The organism is Pantoea vagans (assembly GCF_004792415.1).
GTDB classification, from domain to species: domain Bacteria; phylum Pseudomonadota; class Gammaproteobacteria; order Enterobacterales; family Enterobacteriaceae; genus Pantoea; species Pantoea vagans.
The window spans coordinates 51,174-71,158 of the sequence record NZ_CP038854.1 but is presented as its reverse complement, the minus strand read 5'-3'; the positions used below and the strand labels follow the sequence as shown (position 1 = coordinate 71,158).

Annotated in this window: 15 protein-coding genes; 3 read left to right on the top strand and 12 right to left on the bottom strand. The window is 52.8% G+C overall.

Annotated elements, in window-relative coordinates; all coding sequences use genetic code 11:
* Positions 1-2 precede the first annotated feature (2 nt).
* The 11 genes from EGO56_RS19215 to EGO56_RS19165 all read right to left on the bottom strand — a co-directional run bounded on the left by EGO56_RS19215 (position 3) and on the right by EGO56_RS19165 (position 15,607).
* Positions 3-785 carry a YceK/YidQ family lipoprotein gene (locus tag EGO56_RS19215; RefSeq protein ID WP_135910664.1) on the bottom strand — a complete coding sequence of 261 codons (783 nt, stop codon included), beginning with the start codon at positions 783-785 and terminating at the stop codon, positions 3-5.
* A 52-nt stretch (positions 786-837) separates the two neighbouring features.
* Entirely contained in the window at positions 838-1,605 is a 768-nt protein-coding gene (locus tag EGO56_RS19210) for a toxin Tle1 chaperone Tla1 (protein ID WP_135910663.1), read from the bottom strand.
* Positions 1,598-3,976, bottom strand: a complete 2,379-nt coding sequence (locus EGO56_RS19205) for a type VI secretion system Vgr family protein (protein WP_135910662.1) — start codon at positions 3,974-3,976, stop codon at positions 1,598-1,600. The genes EGO56_RS19210 and EGO56_RS19205 overlap by 8 nt, the downstream gene beginning before the upstream one ends.
* Positions 3,973-6,642 carry a type VI secretion system ATPase TssH gene (tssH, locus tag EGO56_RS19200; RefSeq protein ID WP_135910661.1) on the bottom strand — a complete coding sequence of 890 codons (2,670 nt, stop codon included), beginning with the start codon at positions 6,640-6,642 and terminating at the stop codon, positions 3,973-3,975. The genes EGO56_RS19205 and tssH overlap by 4 nt, the downstream gene beginning before the upstream one ends.
* 296 nt (positions 6,643-6,938) lie before the next feature.
* Positions 6,939-7,430 carry an Hcp family type VI secretion system effector gene (locus EGO56_RS19195; protein WP_033735262.1) on the bottom strand — a complete coding sequence of 164 codons (492 nt, stop codon included), beginning with the start codon at positions 7,428-7,430 and terminating at the stop codon, positions 6,939-6,941.
* A 15-nt stretch (positions 7,431-7,445) separates the two neighbouring features.
* Entirely contained in the window at positions 7,446-9,149 is a 1,704-nt protein-coding gene (locus EGO56_RS19190) for an OmpA family protein (protein ID WP_135910660.1), read from the bottom strand.
* The gene (gene tssL / locus EGO56_RS19185; RefSeq protein WP_135910659.1) at positions 9,146-9,838 is read right to left on the bottom strand and encodes a type VI secretion system protein TssL, short form; all 693 of its coding nucleotides are present in this window, start codon (positions 9,836-9,838) and stop codon (positions 9,146-9,148) included. The genes EGO56_RS19190 and tssL overlap by 4 nt, the downstream gene beginning before the upstream one ends.
* A complete protein-coding gene (gene tssK, locus EGO56_RS19180) occupies positions 9,835-11,175 on the bottom strand; it encodes a type VI secretion system baseplate subunit TssK (RefSeq protein WP_033735265.1) in 1,341 nt (446 codons plus the stop codon). Before tssK ends, tssL begins: the two co-directional genes overlap by 4 nt.
* A gap of 16 nt (positions 11,176-11,191) precedes the next feature.
* The gene (gene tssC / locus EGO56_RS19175) at positions 11,192-12,739 is read right to left on the bottom strand and encodes a type VI secretion system contractile sheath large subunit (protein ID WP_135910658.1); all 1,548 of its coding nucleotides are present in this window, start codon (positions 12,737-12,739) and stop codon (positions 11,192-11,194) included.
* A gap of 32 nt (positions 12,740-12,771) precedes the next feature.
* The gene (tssB, locus tag EGO56_RS19170) at positions 12,772-13,269 is read right to left on the bottom strand and encodes a type VI secretion system contractile sheath small subunit (RefSeq protein WP_033735267.1); all 498 of its coding nucleotides are present in this window, start codon (positions 13,267-13,269) and stop codon (positions 12,772-12,774) included.
* Between the two features lie 1,657 nt (positions 13,270-14,926).
* Positions 14,927-15,607, bottom strand: coding sequence for a type 1 glutamine amidotransferase domain-containing protein (locus tag EGO56_RS19165; RefSeq protein ID WP_135910657.1), 681 nt, complete (start codon positions 15,605-15,607; stop codon positions 14,927-14,929).
* Positions 15,608-15,768: 161 nt separating this feature from the next.
* Here EGO56_RS19165 and EGO56_RS19160 point away from each other — a divergent pair, with 161 nt between their 5' ends.
* Positions 15,769-16,686 carry a LysR family transcriptional regulator gene (locus EGO56_RS19160; RefSeq protein WP_135910656.1) on the top strand — a complete coding sequence of 306 codons (918 nt, stop codon included), beginning with the start codon at positions 15,769-15,771 and terminating at the stop codon, positions 16,684-16,686.
* Between the two features lie 441 nt (positions 16,687-17,127).
* On the opposite strand, the gene EGO56_RS19155 is transcribed toward EGO56_RS19160, so the two are convergent.
* Entirely contained in the window at positions 17,128-18,033 is a 906-nt protein-coding gene (locus EGO56_RS19155; protein ID WP_135910655.1) for a LysR family transcriptional regulator, read from the bottom strand.
* Positions 18,034-18,159: 126 nt separating this feature from the next.
* On the opposite strand from EGO56_RS19155, the gene EGO56_RS19150 reads away from it, so the two are divergent.
* Both EGO56_RS19150 and EGO56_RS19145 read left to right on the top strand, forming a co-directional pair.
* On the top strand, positions 18,160-19,539 hold the full coding sequence (locus tag EGO56_RS19150) for an MFS transporter (RefSeq protein ID WP_135910654.1): 1,380 nt from the start codon (positions 18,160-18,162) through the stop codon (positions 19,537-19,539).
* Positions 19,536-19,934, top strand: coding sequence for a DUF4440 domain-containing protein (locus EGO56_RS19145; RefSeq protein ID WP_135910653.1), 399 nt, complete (start codon positions 19,536-19,538; stop codon positions 19,932-19,934). Before EGO56_RS19150 ends, EGO56_RS19145 begins: the two co-directional genes overlap by 4 nt.
* Positions 19,935-19,985: the final 51 nt, after the last annotated feature.

Sequence of the window (19,985 nt, the reverse complement as noted above, 5' to 3'; positions counted from 1 at the left end):
CATTATTGACCAAACCTCACTCTTTTCCACATATGATCAGCAGCAAGAGTATTTTCTTCAGCACGGACACATTGTTTTTTCTCTTCCAGGGATGTCATTGAATGATAATAATCCTGGATATTCTGCTGCCGGATAAAATCACCATTGTAATAGTAAGAGTCATAATCAAACAACAAAGCCATACTACAGGGCATAAACACGACAAGAACACCCTTTGCTACACGAAGGTCATCATCCGGTGTGAAATAATATTCATTTTTATTTGAAATTGCTCTATCCGACACTATCAACGATGGAGCTATCATTCCCTCAACAGTTACGGACTTTATAAATGATGGAGGAAAACTAGCTGATATTAATTTATTGATATTAATTATACTTGATTGCTTACCGGACAAAGGCACTTTACGTGTGACACCCTTAACCAGAGTTTCTCGGGTGCTCTTTTCCTTTATAAGATACTCAAAATCAGGTTTTCCGGTCAGATTTACTGCATAAACGGGTCTGTATACTGCTGGTGCTGTGTAGTGACGAGGCGACTTTCCTCTCCAATAATCCACAGGATATAAAACAGTATCTATGGCTAAATCTATTGGCGCTGATGCAATGAAGAAAACAGGGATAAGCCCAAAAGAAAGCATCCACATATAAGGATTTGAAATCACCTCCTTATCCTGGTCAAATCCACGATAAGTTTTTTCAAAGCTGTGACCACGAGAAATCGTCCCACACCCTGTTAATAATGACACTATTAACAACCCAGAGAGTAATGATTTTTTATTCATTGAAATACACTCATTATATTAAACGCATAGTTTTTTGCAGTAGAAATGGCTTTCATTGATATTCTTTGATGTAATCTTTCAGATCGCCCAGAAAACCTTGCTGACTAGCGGCAAGAGCCACCTTAAAAAAATATTGAAAATTAGCCTCAGGTGTTACCCCCGTTTTCTGATGCTCACGTGAAAGCATTTCTGCATCACTGAGGCATCCAATAATTTCGATTTGTTTATCATTCAAGTTAATCACTTCCGGAGCTGGCAAAAGCTGGCTTTCAGGGCTTGACTTCCCCTGTTTCCACACCTGGCTAACATCACGATCCTGCCAGCCCCAATAAAATGCAATGCGGGTAAAAGCAAACTGTTGCTCTTCAGATAAAACATGACTAAACAACACAGGGAATATTCGACTATCATAGAAACGCAATATCCCACTCTGTTCGCCCCATCGAAATTGCGTGAGGTGGCAGAGATGATTTTTAAGCTCATCAAAAACCAGTGGGCTAATAAGAAGAATCAAACGGGGTGTATTTGCAAAATAGTGCATAATTTCTGTTATTAATGCTCTATGCTGCCATTCCGACCAGAAGAGCCTAACCAGTACCGGGCTGTCATTGACCATGCCCTCTTCCGGCGTTTCTTCGAATAAAAGACCATAACGGGCGGTAGGTGATAACTGCTTTAGTGCATCCACAACTGGCTTGTCTGAACCTGCCTGATCGATAATCACATCAATATAGCCAAGCCCGGCATTGAGACTTAAGAATTCTGCCTGTGACAGCCATTGTTTTGTGGCTGTGTTATATTCTCTTTTTTCATTATCCACGTAATACGACTCCCATCGCCTCTTCCTGCGCTTTTTTCAGGCAGTCCTTACAAACGGACGCGGGTAGTTCTGGTAGCGGAAAATCCTCACTGGCAGGACCCTGTAAATCGTGCTTACCCTTTAGGCTCAGCACTCCCGGACCATGTATCTCTACTTCGCCCGCGGGCGTCAGTCGGATATAAGCTCCGCCACATCCAATAGTAATCCCGTTCTTAGCCGTTAATTGCAGATGCCCCTGTGTCGACTGAATTGTGACGTCTTTTAATGATGTCAGGGACAGCGTGTCAGCATGAGACTCGATAGCTAATTCACCTTTAGCCGACACCAGACGCATACCTTCCTGCTGAGCCAGCATTGATATTGCCTGGCTTGCATTGACCGAATAGCGCTGTGCCGTCGAGATATTCACTTCGCCCAGGCTTTGCAGATAAAGCCCTTTCCCACTGTGCATCAAGGCAGTTTCCGGCGTGACGGCAGCAATCCCTTTCGGTGCGGACATCAGCAGTGTCGGTTCTTTAAGTTCACTGCCGCCTGATACCAACTCTTTAAGTGGTTGCACATCCGGTACAAAGTTATGGTGAGTCTGCGTAATGCTGCCCCACCCGGTAATCTGGTTAAGCGCACCTTTTAACAAACTGATAGCTGGCTCCATCTCCAGCACCTCGCCCTGCGCCCCTGCCTGCCCATCCGCACTGATGAACAGTCCTTTCTGCGCCCGTATCGCCCCCCAGCTGTCCGTCCGCAGCTCAAAACCCTCACCGCGCTTCTGCTTTTCACTGTCCACCAGATGCCCGAGGTTCAGCTGGCTCTTGCCGCCATACTCGGTGCTCACCTTGATGTGCTCTTTTCCGCGTTCGTCGTCGAGGCGGATTTTGTTGTTCGCCGGGGTACGCAGCACGTTGCGTCTGTAGTTGCGGATGGTGACGTGGTCGCCGTGGGCCGAGTCGTGCAGTACCCCTGCGATGTAGGGCCGGTCAGGATTCCCATCCTCAAAGCCTATCGCCACCTCGGTTCCCGCCAGCAGCGGCAGGTGCAGACCGTAGGTATCACCGGCATAAGGGCGGGACTGGCGCACCCACAGGCTCTCGAAGCCCGTTTCCCAGCTTTCGCGGTCGAACAGCATGTTGACGCGGTAGCGTCCGTCCTTATCGATGTGTCCGTAGGTGTCGTTTTCGGTAGTGCTGGTCACCCGTGCCGGCAGCGTCCCGGCCATCACAGGACGGCGGCCCGGCTCCGGGCGGAAGCTGAAATCAGCACTGTCCGGGATGCCGCTGAAATGCACCTCAAATTCACAGTCGCGCCGCGCATGGCTGTTCATCGCCGTTATCAGTACGCCTTCGCGGAATGCCTCCGCCACCGCTGCACCGCCACCGGTAACCGTCAGTACCTGACCCGGCGACAGCACCGCGCTGCTGGTAATGGCTGAAAGCCGGGTCTGCCCGTTCAGGTAGCGCTCGTGGCGCAGCCGGGCGTAAAACGCACCGGATTCCGGGGCCGGATAGCGGTCATACGCACTGCCCGGTGTCAGGTAGTTATCGGCGTAGTGATAGGCCTCGCCGTAGGTGGTGGTGTCGCCGCGGGTCACGTCCGCCTGTGCGTCCATCTCTTCCGTGGCCTGCCGGTAGTTGTAGTCGCGGGTGCTGACCTGTTGCGGCACCACGCTGTGGCGGCATGTCATACCCCATACCGCGTCCACGCCTTCTGACTGCAGGCCGGATGGCGGCACCGGCGGCAGGCTCAGCTCTTTCACGTAGCCCTGCCGGTCATCGCAGAACTCCGCCACGTCGATGTTCAGCCGCGTGTCGGTGGTGAAGCGAAACCAGATCCCGGCTTCGCCCAGCAGTCGGGTGATGAAGTGCAGGTCGTCCTCGCCGTACTGCATGACCTGCTCGCGGCGGGGATATTCCCGGGTCAGCGAGAACAGAAAGTCCTGACCGCGCAGGCCGTGGCGCTCGCGCAGGACTTTTTCCACGATCTGCGGCACCGACATGTCCTGATAGATGGCGTTCTGGTGCGAGCGGCTGAGCAGCGCCAGCCGCGGCTGCAGCGTCAGGGCATAGCGGGTCTCGTCCTTCGAGGTGCTCAGCCGTTCGAATCCGCTCACCACCCCCTGAATCACCCTTACCGGCTGCTGAATTTTGATGCCGAAGCCCTGATCCACCGGGGCCTGCAGCGCCAGTGATGCGGGTCTGAGCAGCATCATCTCTTTGCTGATACCGTGATCTGAACTGGTGAACTCCACCCGATAGCGGAACGGCTCGCTCAGGGACTCGTGCCCCTCAAAGGCCAGCACATCCAGCTCAGATGCGCACGCTTTCACCGCCAGCAGGTGATGGTTGTGGGTGAATCTGCTGACAAACTCGGTACTCATGATGGCTCTCCTGTCGCGCCGCCGAACGCAAGCGTTATTCCCTCTTCATCACTCCAGCCTAATGTCAGGAACTCCGGCTTCTGCTTCGCCGCCATGTGAATCAGCAACTGCTGGCTCAGCACGGGTAAAATCTGCTGGTTCAGCAGGCTGTCAACGTTGCGCGCTCCGGTATCCGGCAACAGACAGGCGGACGTCAGTGCGTCATAGAGGCTCTCTTCCGTGTGCGTGGTCAGTCCGTAGTGACGTTGCAGACGCTGGCTTACCTGCGCCAGCTTCATCTGTACGATAGTGCGCATCGCAGGTTCACTTAGCGGGCGATAAATGATGGTCTGAAAGCGTGCCAGCAGTGCTGGCTGGAAATGATCGCGAAGAAGCGGGCGCAGTAATGTCTGCAGGTCGGCTTCGGTGGCGTCTGGCTGTTCATCAAGAAGTTGCATGATGTGGTCGCTGCCGAGGTTTGACGTCATCAGAATTACCGTGTTGCGGAAGTCGATTTCACGTCCCTCACCATCACGCATAAACCCCCGGTCAAACACCTGATAGAACAGGTTCATCACGTCGCGGTGCGCCTTCTCTACCTCATCCAGCAATACTACACTGTAAGGACGCTTACGTACCGCCTCTGTCAGGATGCCGCCCTGGCCGTAGCCTACGTATCCCGGTGGCGAACCTTTAAGCTGGGACACCGTGTGCGGCTCCTGATATTCCGAGAAATTGATGGTGATGAGTGACTTTTCACCGCCGTATAGCACGTCGGCCAGCGTAAGAGCGGTTTCAGTCTTACCGGTGCCACTTGGGCCGGTGAGCAGGAATACTCCCTGCGGGCCATTCTCAGAAGTCAGTCCGGTTTTAGCGGCGCGCAGACGTTGCGCAATAGCGTTCAGTGCCAGTGCCTGACCGACTACGCGTCGACCAATCTCGCCATCGAGATTAAGCAGTTCCGCCTGCTCATCCTTCATTAGTGAAGAGAGTGGTACACCGGTCCAGTCAGCAATCACGCCAGCGACGGTGCGGGCATCGACGTCGATCTGAATGAGTGCCTCGCCTTGCTGCAATTTTTCCAGCTGCTGCTGCAGATCACGAATATCCGCATGGCCCTCTGTAGCTGGGTTCTGGCGGCAGGCCATCAGTCGTTCCGCCAGCACTTTCTCTGCGGCAAAGCGCTGTTCCTGGCTGGCGATATCCGCATCAAGGTCGATCAGTCGCTGTTCAATAGCGTCGAGTCGCTGAGTCTGGTCATCCCCCCCGGCGACGGCATCTCCCAGCAGCGCCTGTTCTTCGAGCTTAAGTGATGTACGTTGCGCCTTCAGCCGGGTAATGACCTCCGGCACCGTGTCCAGACTCATACGAACCCGCGCCCCAGCGGTGTCGAGCAGGTCGACCGCTTTGTCAGGCAACTGACGACCCGTCAGGTAACGCCGTGACAGCGTTACCGCCGCACGCACCGCCTCGTCGGTAATATGCACGCCGTGGTGTTCGGCATAGCGGGATTTTAAGCCACGCAGCATCAGGCAAGCCGTGTCGTCGTCAGGCTCGTCTACTTTCACCACCTGGAAGCGACGCTCCAGCGCAGCATCGCGTTCAAAATATTGTTTGTATTCACTCCAGGTTGTCGCGGCAATGGTGCGCAATTCACCGCGTGCCAGCGCGGGCTTCAGCAGATTAGCCGCATCTGCCCCACCCGCCTGGTTGCCTGCGCCTATGATCGTGTGTGCCTCGTCGATAAACAGCAGTACCGGCTCAGGAGACTGCTGCACCGCATCAATGACATTTTTCAGACGCTGCTCAAATTCCCCCTTCACACCCGCACCCGCCTGCAGCAGGCCAAGATCCAGAGTACGCAGGCTGACGGTTCTCAGCGATGCCGGAACGTTGCCTTCGGCGATGCGCAGCGCCAGCCCTTCCACCAGCGCAGTTTTTCCCACACCCGGCTCACCTACCAGGATCGGGTTGTTCTTGCGACGACGTGAAAGGATGTTCACCATCTGGCGGATTTCCGTGTCGCGGCCAAACACCGGATCGATACGGCCTTCACGCGCTTTTGCCGTGACGTCCAGCGTGAACTTATCCAGCGCACTCTGCAGCGCGGGAGTAAGTTCGCCCGGTTTTATTTCTGTTACCGCTGATTCAGCTGGTCGCCCGATAAATTCGACGTCACCGCCGTGCATCTGTGTCAGCGCCGCTTCCTGCTGGACTTCGGGACGTTCATCTGACTGTGTATCCAGCAGCGGGCGCAGACGTTCGAGCTGGCTCTGACCCAGTGTCAGCAGCGGCCACAGACCATCACAGCGCGCAAGCGCAGGCTTCTCTGTCAGCGCCATCAGTAGATGGATGCTGCGGATCTGCTGCTCACCGGCCAGCGATGCCCGCATCCAGGCTGCCTGCATCAGGCTCTGTATACTTTCAGAGAGCTGAGGACGACTGCGTACCGAACGTGGCAGATTATCCAGCCAGCTCAGCAACGCCTGCCACAGGGCATCCATGTCCCACTCATAGCGGCGCGCCAGCACCGTAAGATCACCCTCGCCCTGCTCCAGCAGTTTGAGCAGCCAGTGTTCGGGCAGGATTTCTGCATGCGCGCGGGTCTGACACAGGGAGGCCGCGCCTTCCAGAGCGCGGGCACAGTAAGGATTGAGACGACGTAACAGGATGGCCGGATTTTCCATGTTCAAAACTCGCTTTCAGAGACCTTCAGGCACGCTACCGCCCCTCGCTTTCCTTAAGAGGAGCCTAAGCGCATCAGGTCAGATTTCTCGGTTGTGAGGTGTTTTACTGAGTACCCGACGGGCAGGCACTCAGGAAAACTGCGGACAGGAAGCCCTGTCCGCACAGAGAGATGGCCCTGAATAATTCGGGTTACTGGAGGCTGGCAGGCTCGTGGATCCCCGTCAGCACAGATATCTGTGTGATCGGAAAAAGTGAACTGAACCAACGCACCAGCAACGCGAAATATGACGGGCAATTACGCGGTGGTGCGTTCGTTCCACGAATCGGAATGAATGATGTTGCCGTCTTTGTAGGTCCAGGTGATTTTTTCGTAACGCAGCTCAATCTGCTCAAGGTGATTATGCTTCTCGAAAGAGGCATCCTTGATGTCGTGCATCTTTGGCGCAACCTTCACAAGCTTCACGTTTTCCAGTTTGGTGTTGAAGTACTCCACTTCCTGGCCCGCGTCGTTGATTCTGTACCACTTAAATTCGGCCGATTTCAGGGTCTGGCCAGTGGTCACCGCCTTGTAGAGATACGGACTTGAGGAGTCGATCTCTTTGGTGAACAGGAACGGGGTGTGAATGCGGGTACCGGTCAGCTTGCCGGTGTTGTTGTCGGTCGGGATGTAGAGCTTGTGCTCCTGTGCCACGACTTCGATGCTGCCTTCGCGGTCTTTAACATCAACGGAACCTTTGATGTCCGCACCGCCATCGTCTTTCAGCCACAGATATACCGGAATTGCCATGTTGAACTTCTCCTTTTATTGAGTTGAAACGTCACTGTCATCCTGTGACGCGGGTACTGCACCTGGCATACGGCAGGCATCAGCCTGCGGTACCAGACTGATTTCGACACGCCGGTTCTGTGCCCGGCCTTCCGGCGTGTCGTTAGACGCTACAGGGCGGCTATCGCCATAACCCTGCACTGCAAAACAGCTCTCCGGCACGTCACCGGTGTCGCGCATCCAGTCCCGGACTGCCGCGGCGCGCTCGCGTGAGAGCAGCTGGTTGCGCTGCGCATTACCGGTGATGTCGGTGTGACCAGCGACCACAATCAGCCAGCCGGGCCGGGCTTTAATGTCCACCAGTGCATTGACCAGCACTTTGGTAGAGCCCGCCTTAAGCTCAGCTTTGCCGGAGTCAAACAGCGACAGGCTGTCGAGGCGGACTATTTTCGGTATAACGACCTTTTTGGGTTCAGGTGGCGGAGGCGGTGGAATATAAGAACGGATAGCCTCCAGCACCGGCAGACGCAGACGATGGCCGTGATAAAGTCCCAGACTCATCCGGACGGGTTCACCATTGCGCGCCCATTCATCAAGCTGTGCAGCATCCTGACGAAGAACCTGAAGGGCATCGGCTTTCGGCGCGTAGTTATCCATTGAGATGCGATCATAGTGATCGATATCGAAGCTCAGACGCTGCAGCAGTTGTCGGTTGTTCCAGCCGCTACACAGCAGAGCCGCCACGGCGGCCAGGGTGAACAAGCCAAGTGCACAGCACCACGCGCGATCCCGGGGTGTCAGACCCCGACCTTGCGGCAACAGAGGCAGAATGAAATCAGGCAGGGGTGAGATGGCCGCAGTGTCGATGTTCACCGGCTGCCAGCCTGCAACACGTTGCATACCGGTGTGGCGGATCAGCCAGTCGGTCCAGAGGGATGAGGCAAGCCCATCAGATAGCCGGGGCCCAATGCCCCACAACATCGCCACAGGCAGAACCGCGGGAATGTCCGGGTTGTCATCTGTAAAGATCGCTCTGACGTGGTGATGAAACCAGATCATCAGACTGTTCATCAGCACCTGCTGCTGCATCGCCATCGCGCCACCTGTCGTGACCCAACTGGCAACAGCGTCAGGTGCGGCAGACTCACGCCAGACGCTGATACTCTCGCCTGGCATAGCGGCCTGCCAGAGCATATCATCCAGGATCGCGCTGCCGGCAATACCCATCAGCACGACAGGAACAGAGTGACCAGAGAGTTTGCGCAGCTGGCTGATTTGCCAGCGTAAAGACATCAGACGACTGGTCAGTGCTTCATTTTCCGTATGCTTCTGCGGACAGACGCTGATCATCACCGAAAGCTGTCGCCCCCAGTCCGGGCGCAGCAGCAGCAATTGTCGCGCAACCTGATCGAGATCCTGATGATCTTCTACCCGGATCCAGCATCCCTGAGCGACTGTCAGAACCTGTGATTGTTCTGGCCACGGCTGTGACAGATCGCCGCAGACCAGCACGACTGGCTGCCGCCACGTCGTTTCCGGTAAATTTCCAAAATCGGGAACAACTTCCCGCGCCGAATGGCGAGTGACGCGGTATCCAGTCCATACTGCTGCAATGATTCCCCAGACTGCCAGCAAAATAAGTCCCGATATCTGCCACGACAAAGACAGAAAGCAGAGACAGACCAGCCCACTCAGCAGTGCTGCCCACAACGCCAGAAGTCGCTGTTGCGCACGACTCATTTCGTTACTCCAGGCAGCAGCGTCACCAGCAGTTGATCCAGCCAGCTGTTTAATCCCCACCACAGCGCTACCACCACGATAGCACTCAGAGCGATGCGTGCGGGCCAGGAAGATAGCCAGCCAAAAAGTGCAGGACCCGCCGTACTTTCCGCCAGAATCGGCGTTGCCTGCGGTGTACTGAACGGAGGAACCTGATCGCTAAGTGCCTTCACCAGCTTCTGACGCTCGGCATCATTTACTGCGCGAAAATGTCCGAGAAAGCCCAGCATCATGACGCGATGAAAACAGGTCAGCACAGCGCGGTTCGGTGCAGGTTCGTGCAGCACGCGCTGCATCCGTTCACACAGGGTGTCACCGGCATCCATGGTGCCGAGAAAATGCCCCTGCAATGGGATGTCGTACCACTGAACACAGGCATCATCCTGTACTCCGCGACCTTTCACGGCTTCATCAAGCAATGCGCATTGGGCGGTGAGAATATGCCGGCAGTTTTCCTCATCCAGCATGGCTGCTTTTAATGCCTGCTGTACCCGTTCAACATCCGTTACGCAGCGATCCCATAACGCTCGCCCTTCGCCCTCCTGAAACTGTGGACCATGGCGCAGGCTGATAACCTGCAGCCAGGTGTTCTGCAGCAAAGCATCGATATCGATAGCGGCGGCAGCGCCGTGTTTGTTTTGGTTACTCATGTTCGCAGTACCGCATAAAGTTCAAGCTCGGGTTCGCCTAGCATGCCTGGGGTATAAAACATGCAACTGCCGCTCTCCAGCATCTCCTGCGCCGCCGGATGGGACAGGTCGAGCGAGAAGTACTGGTTTTCAAGTCGCAATGGGATTGCCGCCGGAACATGACGAAGCGCCCGGAGTGGGATACCCTGGCGTGAGGTGTTCACCAGACTGGTTACAAATTCGGGACTGCCGACTTTGCACTGCAGCGGGAACTGCTCCTGAAGCTGTGCAGCAGGAATTGGCGAGCGTACAGAGAGGTAATAGTCCGCCCCTTCACGCAGACGAGGATCCTGCAGCCGGGCCTGCCACTGGCGTAGCCGCTTATCATGGGTGAGTTCAACAGGCACTACGCGGGACGGCAGACTCGCTTCCAGCAGCTCGGTCAGCAGATCGAACAGCGGTGGAAAAACGGCGTTCAGCTGCGCATGCTGATAAACCGGAATGGCGCTGACCTGATGTTCCAGAGAGAAGGTCAGAAGAGAGCCAGCCAGCCGTGCCAGTTCAGGATAAAGGCGTTCTGCCGGGCTTTGTGGAAAACGCAGAAACTGGCCGAGCACAGGTTCTGCACTGTTCAGCGCGTTGAGTAACCAGAACAGAGAGACATCTGCCACGGCAAAATCGGCCATTCTTTCATTGCTTTCACGACGCATAGCCATCAGACGAAAAAGTCGGGCGCGAAGCTGGATCATTAACTGCTCAAGCTGCGTCAACAGCCAGCGGCTGCTTTCAACTCTCAGTAACGGAGGCAGAAAGGTTTCATCCAGCATCCAGTTACCCTGCGAGTCCTGCAGCAGACGTGCAACCGGGCAGGTGAGATAGTCACTGTTGTCCTGATCGGCAAAGCGCAGCGACAATTCCGGCTGCATGACCGCTATCTGACGGCTATCTTCACCAAATGCGTTACGAACGTCATGCCAGCGCTGACGAAAGCGCACCGGACGATCGGCGACTTCATCGGGGCTCAGACAATTACCGCCGTTGGCGCGTAACAGCGGCAATGCCAGAACGACGCCTGTGATGCCCGTCCGATCCTGCAGTGACAGTGCAGCGGGCAAGCTGTCAGCATTATCAGTATCGATCAGCACACCATCCTGAAACCGGAGATGCAGGTGATGAGCCTGCAGACGCCCGAGCCTGAGCATCTCAGGTTCAAACGTCGCCTTAATCACTCCCCAGGGATGATTAAGGCTTAGCTGTGCAATAGACTCAGCAGACCAGGCTGCATAAGCAGCCTGCTGTTGAAAATGCTGGGGCGAGACCATCACGCCCCGACCCCAAAGCGGTTGTTCCGTTTTCATCGGCTTCCTGCCTGAGTTACGATTTCGCCTTCGGCATCTGAGAAACCAGTGACAGATTGACGTCCATGCCTTCTACCTGGAAATGCGGTACCGCATAGAGCCGCACGCGGAAGAAGCCCGGGTTATCTTCAATATCCTCAACCATGACTTTTGCATCGCGCAGCGGGTGCGACGCCTGCAGCTCATCACCGGGATCGGTCATCTCCGTGACCAGACTCCGCACCCAGGTGTTCAGCTCCAGTTCCAGCAGGCGACGGTCCTTCGTGGTACCGATGTTTTCGCGCTGGATAAGCTTCAGATAGTGAGCAATGCGCGACAGCAGGAAAATGTATGGCAGGCGCGCATTGATGCGGCTGTTTGCTGTGGCATCTGCGGTGTCATACAGCGTCGGTTTCTGGGTAGAGTTTGCCGAGAAGAAACAGGCGTAATCCCGATTCTTGTAATAAGAGAGCGGGATGAAACCCAGATTGGCAAATTCGAACTCGCGGGTTTCCGGGATCATCACCTCACTCGGGATTTTCACCTGATTGCCGGTTCCCAGGTCATAGAGGTGGATTGGCAAATCCTGCACCGCACCGCCCGCCTGCGGGCCGCGAATCTGCACACACCAGCCGTTATTGATAAAGCTGCGCACCATGTTGGCGGCAAAAGCAAACGAGGCGCTGGTCCACAGGTATTTATCGTGATCCGGGCCTTTTACCTCTTCAACATAATTAAAACTGCGTACCGGAACGGTGTCAGGACCATACGGCAGGCGGCCCAGCACGCGCGGCATGACCAGACCGATATAGCGTGAGTCATCGGTTTCGCGGAACGACTTCCATTTGATGTATTCAGCACGGTCAAAGTAGTTGCCGATGTCTTTGATTGCGGCCACCTCTTCCATGGTCTCTTTAAGGAAGAATTTCGGGCCTGCTGAGCCAATAAACGGCATATGAGCAGCCGCAGAGACTTTTGCAATGTTGCGCAGCAGCGCCACATCCTGTGCAGAGGCGTCAAACTCATAAGAAGAGATCAGCGCAGCAACCGGCTCGCCTCCGGGAGTGTCATATTCATCAATGTAGGTATGTTTGTAGAGACCACTCTGGATGATCTCCGGTGCATCCTCGAAATCCTGTCGCAGGTCATCCTTGGAGAGATCCAGCAACTCGATTTTGACGTTCTGCCGAAAATCGGTTTTGTCGACCAGCGACTTCAGGCCACGCCACAGCGACTCCACCTGCTGAAACGTCTGGTGGTGCATCACCGCGTCCAACTGGCGACTGATTTGATAGTCAAGCTCCGCAATATGATGGTCGATCAGCGTCTTATCCAGCTTTTCGACCTTCGCGCCCGCGTGGCTCAGGCACTCCAGAAACACTTTCATACCCGCGGTGAGACGCTCGTCAGCGCTAGCGTCGGACATTGCCTGGCTGTCCTGCCAGTTCTCCAGCGCGCTCAGAGATGAAACCGGGCTCAGATTGATTTTCTCAAACAGCGACGCATAAACGCCGCCAGCTTCGGGGCGGTCCAGCACCACGCTTTCACCACCCGTGGCAGTGTGATTTTGTACAGACATCAGCATTCCTCAGTTAATCCGTTAAATTTTTGCGGCCGTTACGGCTGTTCAGGGGTCAGAGAGGCCAGTTCGGCTCTGAGCTCAGCGCTGAGCGCTGGGTCGAGCAGGATTTTTTCCAGCTCTTTACGGAAGGTGATGTTGTCGAGCAGGTTAGCCTTGAGGTCGCGCAGCAGGCTGCGCATGGCCAGCATCGCTTTAAGCTGAGGGATCTGACGGGCGACCTGCTCCGGTTCGAAATCTTTCATCTCGCGGAAACGGAGGCTGACACCCTCTTCGGAGCCGTCTCCCGCCAGGGTGTTGGCCACCGACAGGCTGATGGCAGGCGCAAAATCGGCAAGTACACTGTCGAAATTGTTTTTATTGACGTTGATCTTTTCACGTTCGGAAAGCGGACGCTGTTCTCTGCCGTTGCTGTAGTCACCAGCCACGACCATCTTGAGCGGCAGTTCGACTTTTTTCTGCGCGCCACCGGTGTGGACGCTGAGCTGGATATTAACGCGGGCTTTGGGGATCTCGGACTGATAGGAACTGGACATAGCTATCTCTGTATTCAGAAGTACCAGATACCGTCACTGCCAGTGGGAAATGTTGAAAACGGCTTACCCTGCCATGAAACATTTCTGCTCTTAAACATTGAGTGATGAGCAGAACCGGGGTCAGAAGCGAGTACATTCCATTTACTGGCGATATGACGCGGTGTAGGAGCATAAATCCAAAGAAGAACTTTCAGATAAACACCCATGGCGCGAGTTTAAAAATAGTGGGTCACCTAATGGAAATGTTAAAATGTAAATATTTATTTCACAGAGTTCGGCACATAAAAACCTGGCACCGATCTGATTTATAAGAAGTTTCCTAAGAGATGGGCGGCAGGCCGCATCAGCGCTTGTCATGCAAATGTTTCAGACACGAGCAGTAAGAAGATTTTATTCGTGGAGTTCAGCATCAACAAAAAATGCGATTGGCATCTTTTGCTTAAGCTGACCTTTGCTGGCGAAGGCTTAAACAATACTGACATAGCCATTAAATTTGTTAATGATTTGTAGTTTTTCCTGATCAGCTCTTGACGGCATACGTCAAAGAGCGGCTTGCGCTGGAGCGGCTGCACCTGCTCTGGCGTATGGTTAATATGTCTTGCTATCAATCGATGTGATGTTCATTGCTGAACTCAGTTCTGAAGGTTTTGCGCAGGGTAAATGCCAGCAGTTACTCCTGATGACAACGCTATAGCCACACCTTGTGAATACTCTTAGCAGGGCATTAAATCTTGATGCGAAGCGATGAAGAGGATGTGCAAACTGAAGAGTATTAAAGCATGCATGAATGCGGCAAAGAGTGACTAATGAGAAAGAATTCGGAAATGACGATCAGTAATGACACACCCGCAAAAGCTGAGAGAGACGCTTAAATGATAAAAGCCCTGACTGAAATAGTCAGGGCTTTTAAGGTACTACAGATTTAACATTAAACATTAACTAACTTAATTGATAGGTACTGCTTCGATACTGCTATTTATGAACAGATCCTGCGGATAATAATGATCACAATAATGAAATGTCATTATTATTAGCGGTTTCAACCACCTGATAGTCTTTCAGGAGACAAAGACAGGTCAGGCCCGTATAAATCTGTACACCCCCATCGCGATATATACTCTTTGATGCGTTGCCTTACTTTCATTACGACGTTTAAACCGCAATCGTATCCTGTCGTAAAGTAACGTTCAGAACTACGAGGCCTTACATCATCGCGACGCGATACTACTTACTTCTCGAAGATTTACTCAGACTCCATCTAACAGCGTCGTCATTAACTTATGTACGATTAATAACAACTTCGTTTAACAGAACCATCGGCAACTTATATTTACAAATTGTCGACACCATTAACGCTAACACCAGGGATTTTTTTGGTGTATCAGGGCAACTTCACGCCGCTGATGTGACTTACTTTACGTATCTGATAAACGATGTCAACACTGTTTTTAAAGACATGTTTATATTTTCAGTAGACTTACTCAGCTAAGCGTTAATAAGAGAAATCCAGCGCTGTAATTGTTGGCATCAATTTAAATTTAGTCCTAATATATTTGATCTGAATAATTCATCAGGTAACTATCTGCACTGTGCCTTGAGTTCAGCAACAAAAAAGGCGCCTTGGGGCACCTTTCGAAACGTCTTAGCTACAGACGCATTAACTCGCCAGACTTGAAAGTAAGACTTTCGCGGTCTCAGCCGACGAACCTGGGTTCTGTCCGGTAATCAGCAAGCCGTCCTGCACAGTGTAGGATTGCCAGTCATCACCGCGTGAGTAAAGACCGCCATTCTGTTTCAGCACATCTTCCACCAGGAAAGGCACGACGTCAGTCAGGCCAACGCCCTCTTCTTCGCTATTAGTAAACCCGGTTACTTTCTTGCCTTTCACCAGCGGTGTGCCATCAACGTTTTTCACATCACGCAGAACACCAGGTGCATGACAAACCAGTGCCACCGGCTTGCCAGCCTGCAGGGTTTGCTCAATCAGCGAAATGGAGTGTTTGTCGTTAGCCAGATCCCATAACGGACCATGGCCGCCAGGATAGAACACGGCATCAAACGTTTCCTGATTAACCGTATCAAGCCTTACGGTCGAGGCCAGCGCGGTCTGAGCAGCAGAGTCAGCATGGAAGCGGCGTGTCTCATCAGTCTGAGAATCAGGTTCATCACTTTTTGGATCGAGTGGCGGCTGTCCACCCTTCGGTGAAGCCAGAGTAATCTCAGCGCCCGCATCCAGGAATGCATAGTAAGGTGCGGCAAGCTCTTCAAGCCAGAAACCCGTCTTCTTGCCGGTGGTACCCAACTCATCATGCGAGGTCAAAACCATTAAAATTTTCATTTCCGCTCCCTATAAGAGTCAGTCAGTTTCAGGTGTAAGGATAGTCAGAACCCGCGATTTAGCCGCCATGTTCTGCGTTGACCCACTAATGATGGCGCGCATATAAGTATTTATGAAATTTATTTCTTCAATTTAAGCTATTCACGCAGCATTATAGCTCAATGAAATACGACCTGAATTTACTGCCGGTTTTGCTGGTGATGATGGAAGAGCGCAATGTTACTCGCGCCGCAGAGCGGCTTGGCATAACTCAGCCAGCGCTGTCAAATGCCTTAAACCGGCTGCGCGAAACGCTCAACGATCCGCTGTTTATCCGCGAGCGCTACGGTATGCGTCCTACACCGAAAGCAGAACAACTGGCCCAGGTAGTCGGTACTGCCCTGTCATCCATTGATAAGGTGATCCTTGGTCAGCAGGACTTTGATCCGCTGCACGCCACCCGATTGTTTACCCTCGCCCCTAACAGCTATGTTGAATTCATCATGATGCCTGCCATTGTGGCGCGTCTTCGTGACTGCGCGCCCGGCATTAGGCTTCGCCTTACCCCTTTTGGTAACGACGTAACGGAAACGGGTGTGATTTCAGGAAACACCGATATGGTGCTGGGGCGTATCGTTGAGCCTCCTGATAATCTGGTTGTGCAGCACCTGATGAATGAAGGTCTGGCGTGTGTGATACGCGCAGATCATCCGCTGGTGGGCGAAAACCTTAGCGCAGAACAGTATGAGCAGCTCAAACACGTTAATGTCCTGCCGCCTGGCCGTATGCGCGCGGGTTTATATCAGGCACTAGAAAAGCGTGGCCTGCGCCGTCAGGTTGCCGTGTCGGTGACACATTTTCTGGCCGTACCGGAGATGATTGCGGTCACGGATTACTGCGCGACCCTGCCTCGCCTTATCTGCCAGCATCTTTCCAGAGACCAGCGGCTCAGAATTGTTCCCGCGCCGGTTGATCTCGGCACTTTTCCGGTTGAAATGGGCTGGCATGCGCGCTATCGCGACGATCCTGCACATCGCTGGTTCAGGAGCTTAGTAGCAGAAACCGCCCACGCGCTGGCCGACCCTCAAATCAACAGTTAGCACGACCACCATTGCCCAACTAGTAGTTAATATCTGAAATAACCCCGTCCTTTTCCTTGTAAACTTTTCTATCCAAAAATTCTCTCTGGGCCTGCTTAGTGTTTAATTTACAGGCAGGTAAGATAAATTTCCCATTACACCAGCACGTTCAGAAATAATCAGTAAGTGTCTGATTTAATTACTAATTATACATTAATTTCAAATGGAATCTTTCAGGTTTTATTTTATGTAGTTCAGGAAAAGTATTTAAGCGGCTAAATTGTATAAAAATTAACCAATAAAAACGGCATAAATTTAAGTGGCGAAAACCTGTGATCCTTGTGGATTACGAGTCTTCAATAGCAACGGATATAAAAAATTGAAGGGATCTAACCTTAGCCGGATAAAACTTTACTTCAACGCATATAATCAGTTTTTTGAATGTTATTCGTTGCTTCAGGCTCAGGTTGTTGCAACTAAGCGATCGCGCAGGAAATCGATGAAAGCCCGCACTTTTTCCGGCACATGGCGCGTATTGGGATAAAGCGCGTAGATACCCTGTGGGGGAAAAAGATGATCGGGCAGAATATGTATTAGCCTTCCCTTTACTATCTCATTCTGTACCAGCCAGGCCGGCAGAATGGCAACGCCAGCTCCGGCTAAAGCAAACGCCAGCAAAGAAGACGCGCTGTCAGCCATGACCATTGCTGGAGAGCTGGCGTTCAACAATACAGTCACCCCGCCCGGAGTGATCACCTGCCAGCTAAGTGGCGTTGATAAGCGGCTATGCGCAATCCATTTTGCAGAGGCAAGCTGTTCAAGGTTCCGGACAGAGCGGGTGTGGAGGGTGTTCAGATAAAGCGGCGCAGCGACCGCCAGAATATCAAACTGATCGATGAGACGGGCATGATGACTGGAATCGGCCAGATGACCAAGCCGAATAGCCACATCAAAGCGACCGGCAATGAGATCGTCGTTTTTTGATGAAGAAGCGTGCTGGATACGTAACTGCGGGTGTTTCGCAATAAAATCCGTGAGTGCTGGCACAATCACCCTGGCCCCATACTCCGGGGTTGTGGTGATCCTCAGTAACCCGCTTAATCCGGCATGATCGCTGCGGACATCCTCCAGGGCGCTTTCGGCATCCTCAAGAAGCTTGAGACAGCGATGATAAAATCGTTCTCCGGCATCCGTCGTCGAAACGCGTCGGGTGCTTCTTGTCAGGAGTGAAACACCGAGCTCTTCTTCAAGATGTTTGATATTAAAACTGACTACTGCTTTGGTAAGTCCCAGCGTCTGAGCGGCACCGGTAAAACTGCCCGCCTCTGCTACCGCAACAAACATAGCCAGACGTTGCATATTGATCATCACATCACCTCTTCCGCACTCAAATTGTCAAAATAATTTTGACAATGTAGCAAGGGAAAAGCAATTTATCCGGCCTGTCGTCGGTCTTATACTTCGCGCCCTAAGCTGTTCAGTCTGAGAAAACAAATGTCTTATCGTGTGCGTGTTGCCAGTGTGTATCTGCTGGGTTTTTTTATCGATCTGGTAAATATGTTTATCGCCAACGTGGCTTATCCGGATATCGGCCGGCACTTTGACGCACCCGTTAGCAAGCTGGCGTGGATAAGTAATGGATACATTCTGGGGCTGACACTGGTCATCCCTCTGAGTAGCTGGCTGGCAAGACGGATGGGGGCGAAACGTCTTTTCATGCTGTCATTACTAATTTTTATTTTGGGTACCTGCGGAGTGGGTGCGTCAGCATCGGTTACACAACTCATTACATGGCGCTGGATTCAGGGCATTGGCGGCGGATTGCTGATCCCCATAGGACAGACAATGACTTACGCCCTGTATCAAAGTAATGAGCGCGCAAAATTATCCTCCGTTGTCATGCTGGTCGCCCTGCTCGCACCCGCACTCTCGCCAGCCATTGGCGGAATGCTGGTCGAGCATCTCAGCTGGCGCTGGGTATTTCTGGTCAGTCTTCCCCTGGCCGTGGTGACGCTAATCATGGCAGGTTTATGGCTCAATCCGGCTCGTCCGGAAAAGACCGCTGAACAGTTAGATCTGGTGGGATTAGTCAGTGGCTGTGTTGGGCTCACGCTGATTCTGCTGGGGCTGACCTATGTGGGTGAAGCCGGAGAGTTCAATAAAGGCGCACTGATGCTGCTGGCAGGTGTTGTTACGCTGGCTGGCTATGTCAGCAACGCGATTAAAAAACGTCACCCGCTCATCAATCTGCATCTGGTCAAAGACCCGCTTTTACACACCGCAATGCTGATTTATCAGTTTATCCCCGGTGTGTTTACTGGCGTCAGTATGATCACCATGCTCTATCTGCAAAATCAGTTGGGGATGCATGCCAGCTTCGTGGGTTTGCTAATGCTTCCCTGGTCAATAACCTCTTTTGCCGCTATCAGCCTGACCGGCAAAAGGTTTAACCGCTGGGGCCCCCGTCCGCTCTTTATCACAGGCTGCCTGGTTCAGGCACTAGGTATCGGGATGCTGGCGCTAACAGGGCATAGCATAGACACTATTATTTGCATACTCGCTTTCGCTTTTATGGGATTTGGCGGCAGCTTGTGCAGCAGCACGGCGCAGAATTCTGCTTTTATTCAAATGGCTGATCATGAACTGGCCGATGCAAGCGCCCTGTGGAATATCAATCGCCAGCTTAGTTTTTGTCTTGGCGTAACGCTGGTCAGCCTGCTGTTCAATCTGATAGCGAACACGGGGATGCCTGTAAAGCAGTCCTATCGTCTTTGCTTTGTCATAGCGGCATGCAGCGCTGTCATCCCTGTACTGTGCTCCCTCCGCATTGCTAATCACAAAGTCGTACTTACGCTTAATAAGGAACAAAAATGAACCTTTTCATGAAGGAAGTCCTGGATACCCATGAATTGATCAAAGAGTGGCTGGGCAATGAAACTGCAAAAGATGAGGTTTGTGAAGATCTCCTGGCACGTTTCAGTCCTGCATACTCTATGGTAACGACCGGTGGCGGGTTGCTGGACTTCACAACATTAAACTCCTTTTTTCGGACTCAGCGCGGCGCACGCCCCGGTTTAGCGATCGAAATCAGCGACATGCGAGTGATTGCTGAGTGCGATACTGGTGCAACGGTTGTCTATAAAGAATTACAGCAACTTCCTGATCAAAGCCCCACTCTGCGTTTTTCGACTGTCGTATTCGAATCAAAGCCGAATGGCAAAATCATCTGGCGTCATCTGCAGGAGACAGCGTTGCCTCAGCCTTCATAGCATTGATGACCTCCCCCGCCGATGTGCGGGGTTTCTTTACCTGCACAAAAA

Bases quoted from the DNA above. Each gene is read 5' to 3' on its own strand.
- EGO56_RS19195 (WP_033735262.1), bottom strand. From the start codon at position 7,430: ATGGCAATTCCGGTATATCTGTGGCTGAAAGACGATGGCGGTGCGGAC.
- EGO56_RS19205 (WP_135910662.1), bottom strand. From the start codon at position 3,976: ATGAGTACCGAGTTTGTCAGCAGATTCACCCACAACCATCACCTGCTG.
- EGO56_RS19215 (WP_135910664.1), bottom strand. From the start codon at position 785: ATGAATAAAAAATCATTACTCTCTGGGTTGTTAATAGTGTCATTATTA.
- tssL (WP_135910659.1), bottom strand. From the start codon at position 9,838: ATGAGTAACCAAAACAAACACGGCGCTGCCGCCGCTATCGATATCGAT.
- EGO56_RS19160 (WP_135910656.1), top strand. From the start codon at position 15,769: ATGAAATACGACCTGAATTTACTGCCGGTTTTGCTGGTGATGATGGAA.
- EGO56_RS19145 (WP_135910653.1), top strand. From the start codon at position 19,536: ATGAACCTTTTCATGAAGGAAGTCCTGGATACCCATGAATTGATCAAA.
- EGO56_RS19165 (WP_135910657.1), bottom strand. From the start codon at position 15,607: ATGAAAATTTTAATGGTTTTGACCTCGCATGATGAGTTGGGTACCACC.
- tssH (WP_135910661.1), bottom strand. From the start codon at position 6,642: ATGGAAAATCCGGCCATCCTGTTACGTCGTCTCAATCCTTACTGTGCC.
- tssB (WP_033735267.1), bottom strand. From the start codon at position 13,269: ATGTCCAGTTCCTATCAGTCCGAGATCCCCAAAGCCCGCGTTAATATC.
- EGO56_RS19155 (WP_135910655.1), bottom strand. From the start codon at position 18,033: ATGATCAATATGCAACGTCTGGCTATGTTTGTTGCGGTAGCAGAGGCG.
- EGO56_RS19150 (WP_135910654.1), top strand. From the start codon at position 18,160: ATGTCTTATCGTGTGCGTGTTGCCAGTGTGTATCTGCTGGGTTTTTTT.
- tssK (WP_033735265.1), bottom strand. From the start codon at position 11,175: ATGAAAACGGAACAACCGCTTTGGGGTCGGGGCGTGATGGTCTCGCCC.
- EGO56_RS19190 (WP_135910660.1), bottom strand. From the start codon at position 9,149: ATGAGTCGTGCGCAACAGCGACTTCTGGCGTTGTGGGCAGCACTGCTG.
- tssC (WP_135910658.1), bottom strand. From the start codon at position 12,739: ATGCTGATGTCTGTACAAAATCACACTGCCACGGGTGGTGAAAGCGTG.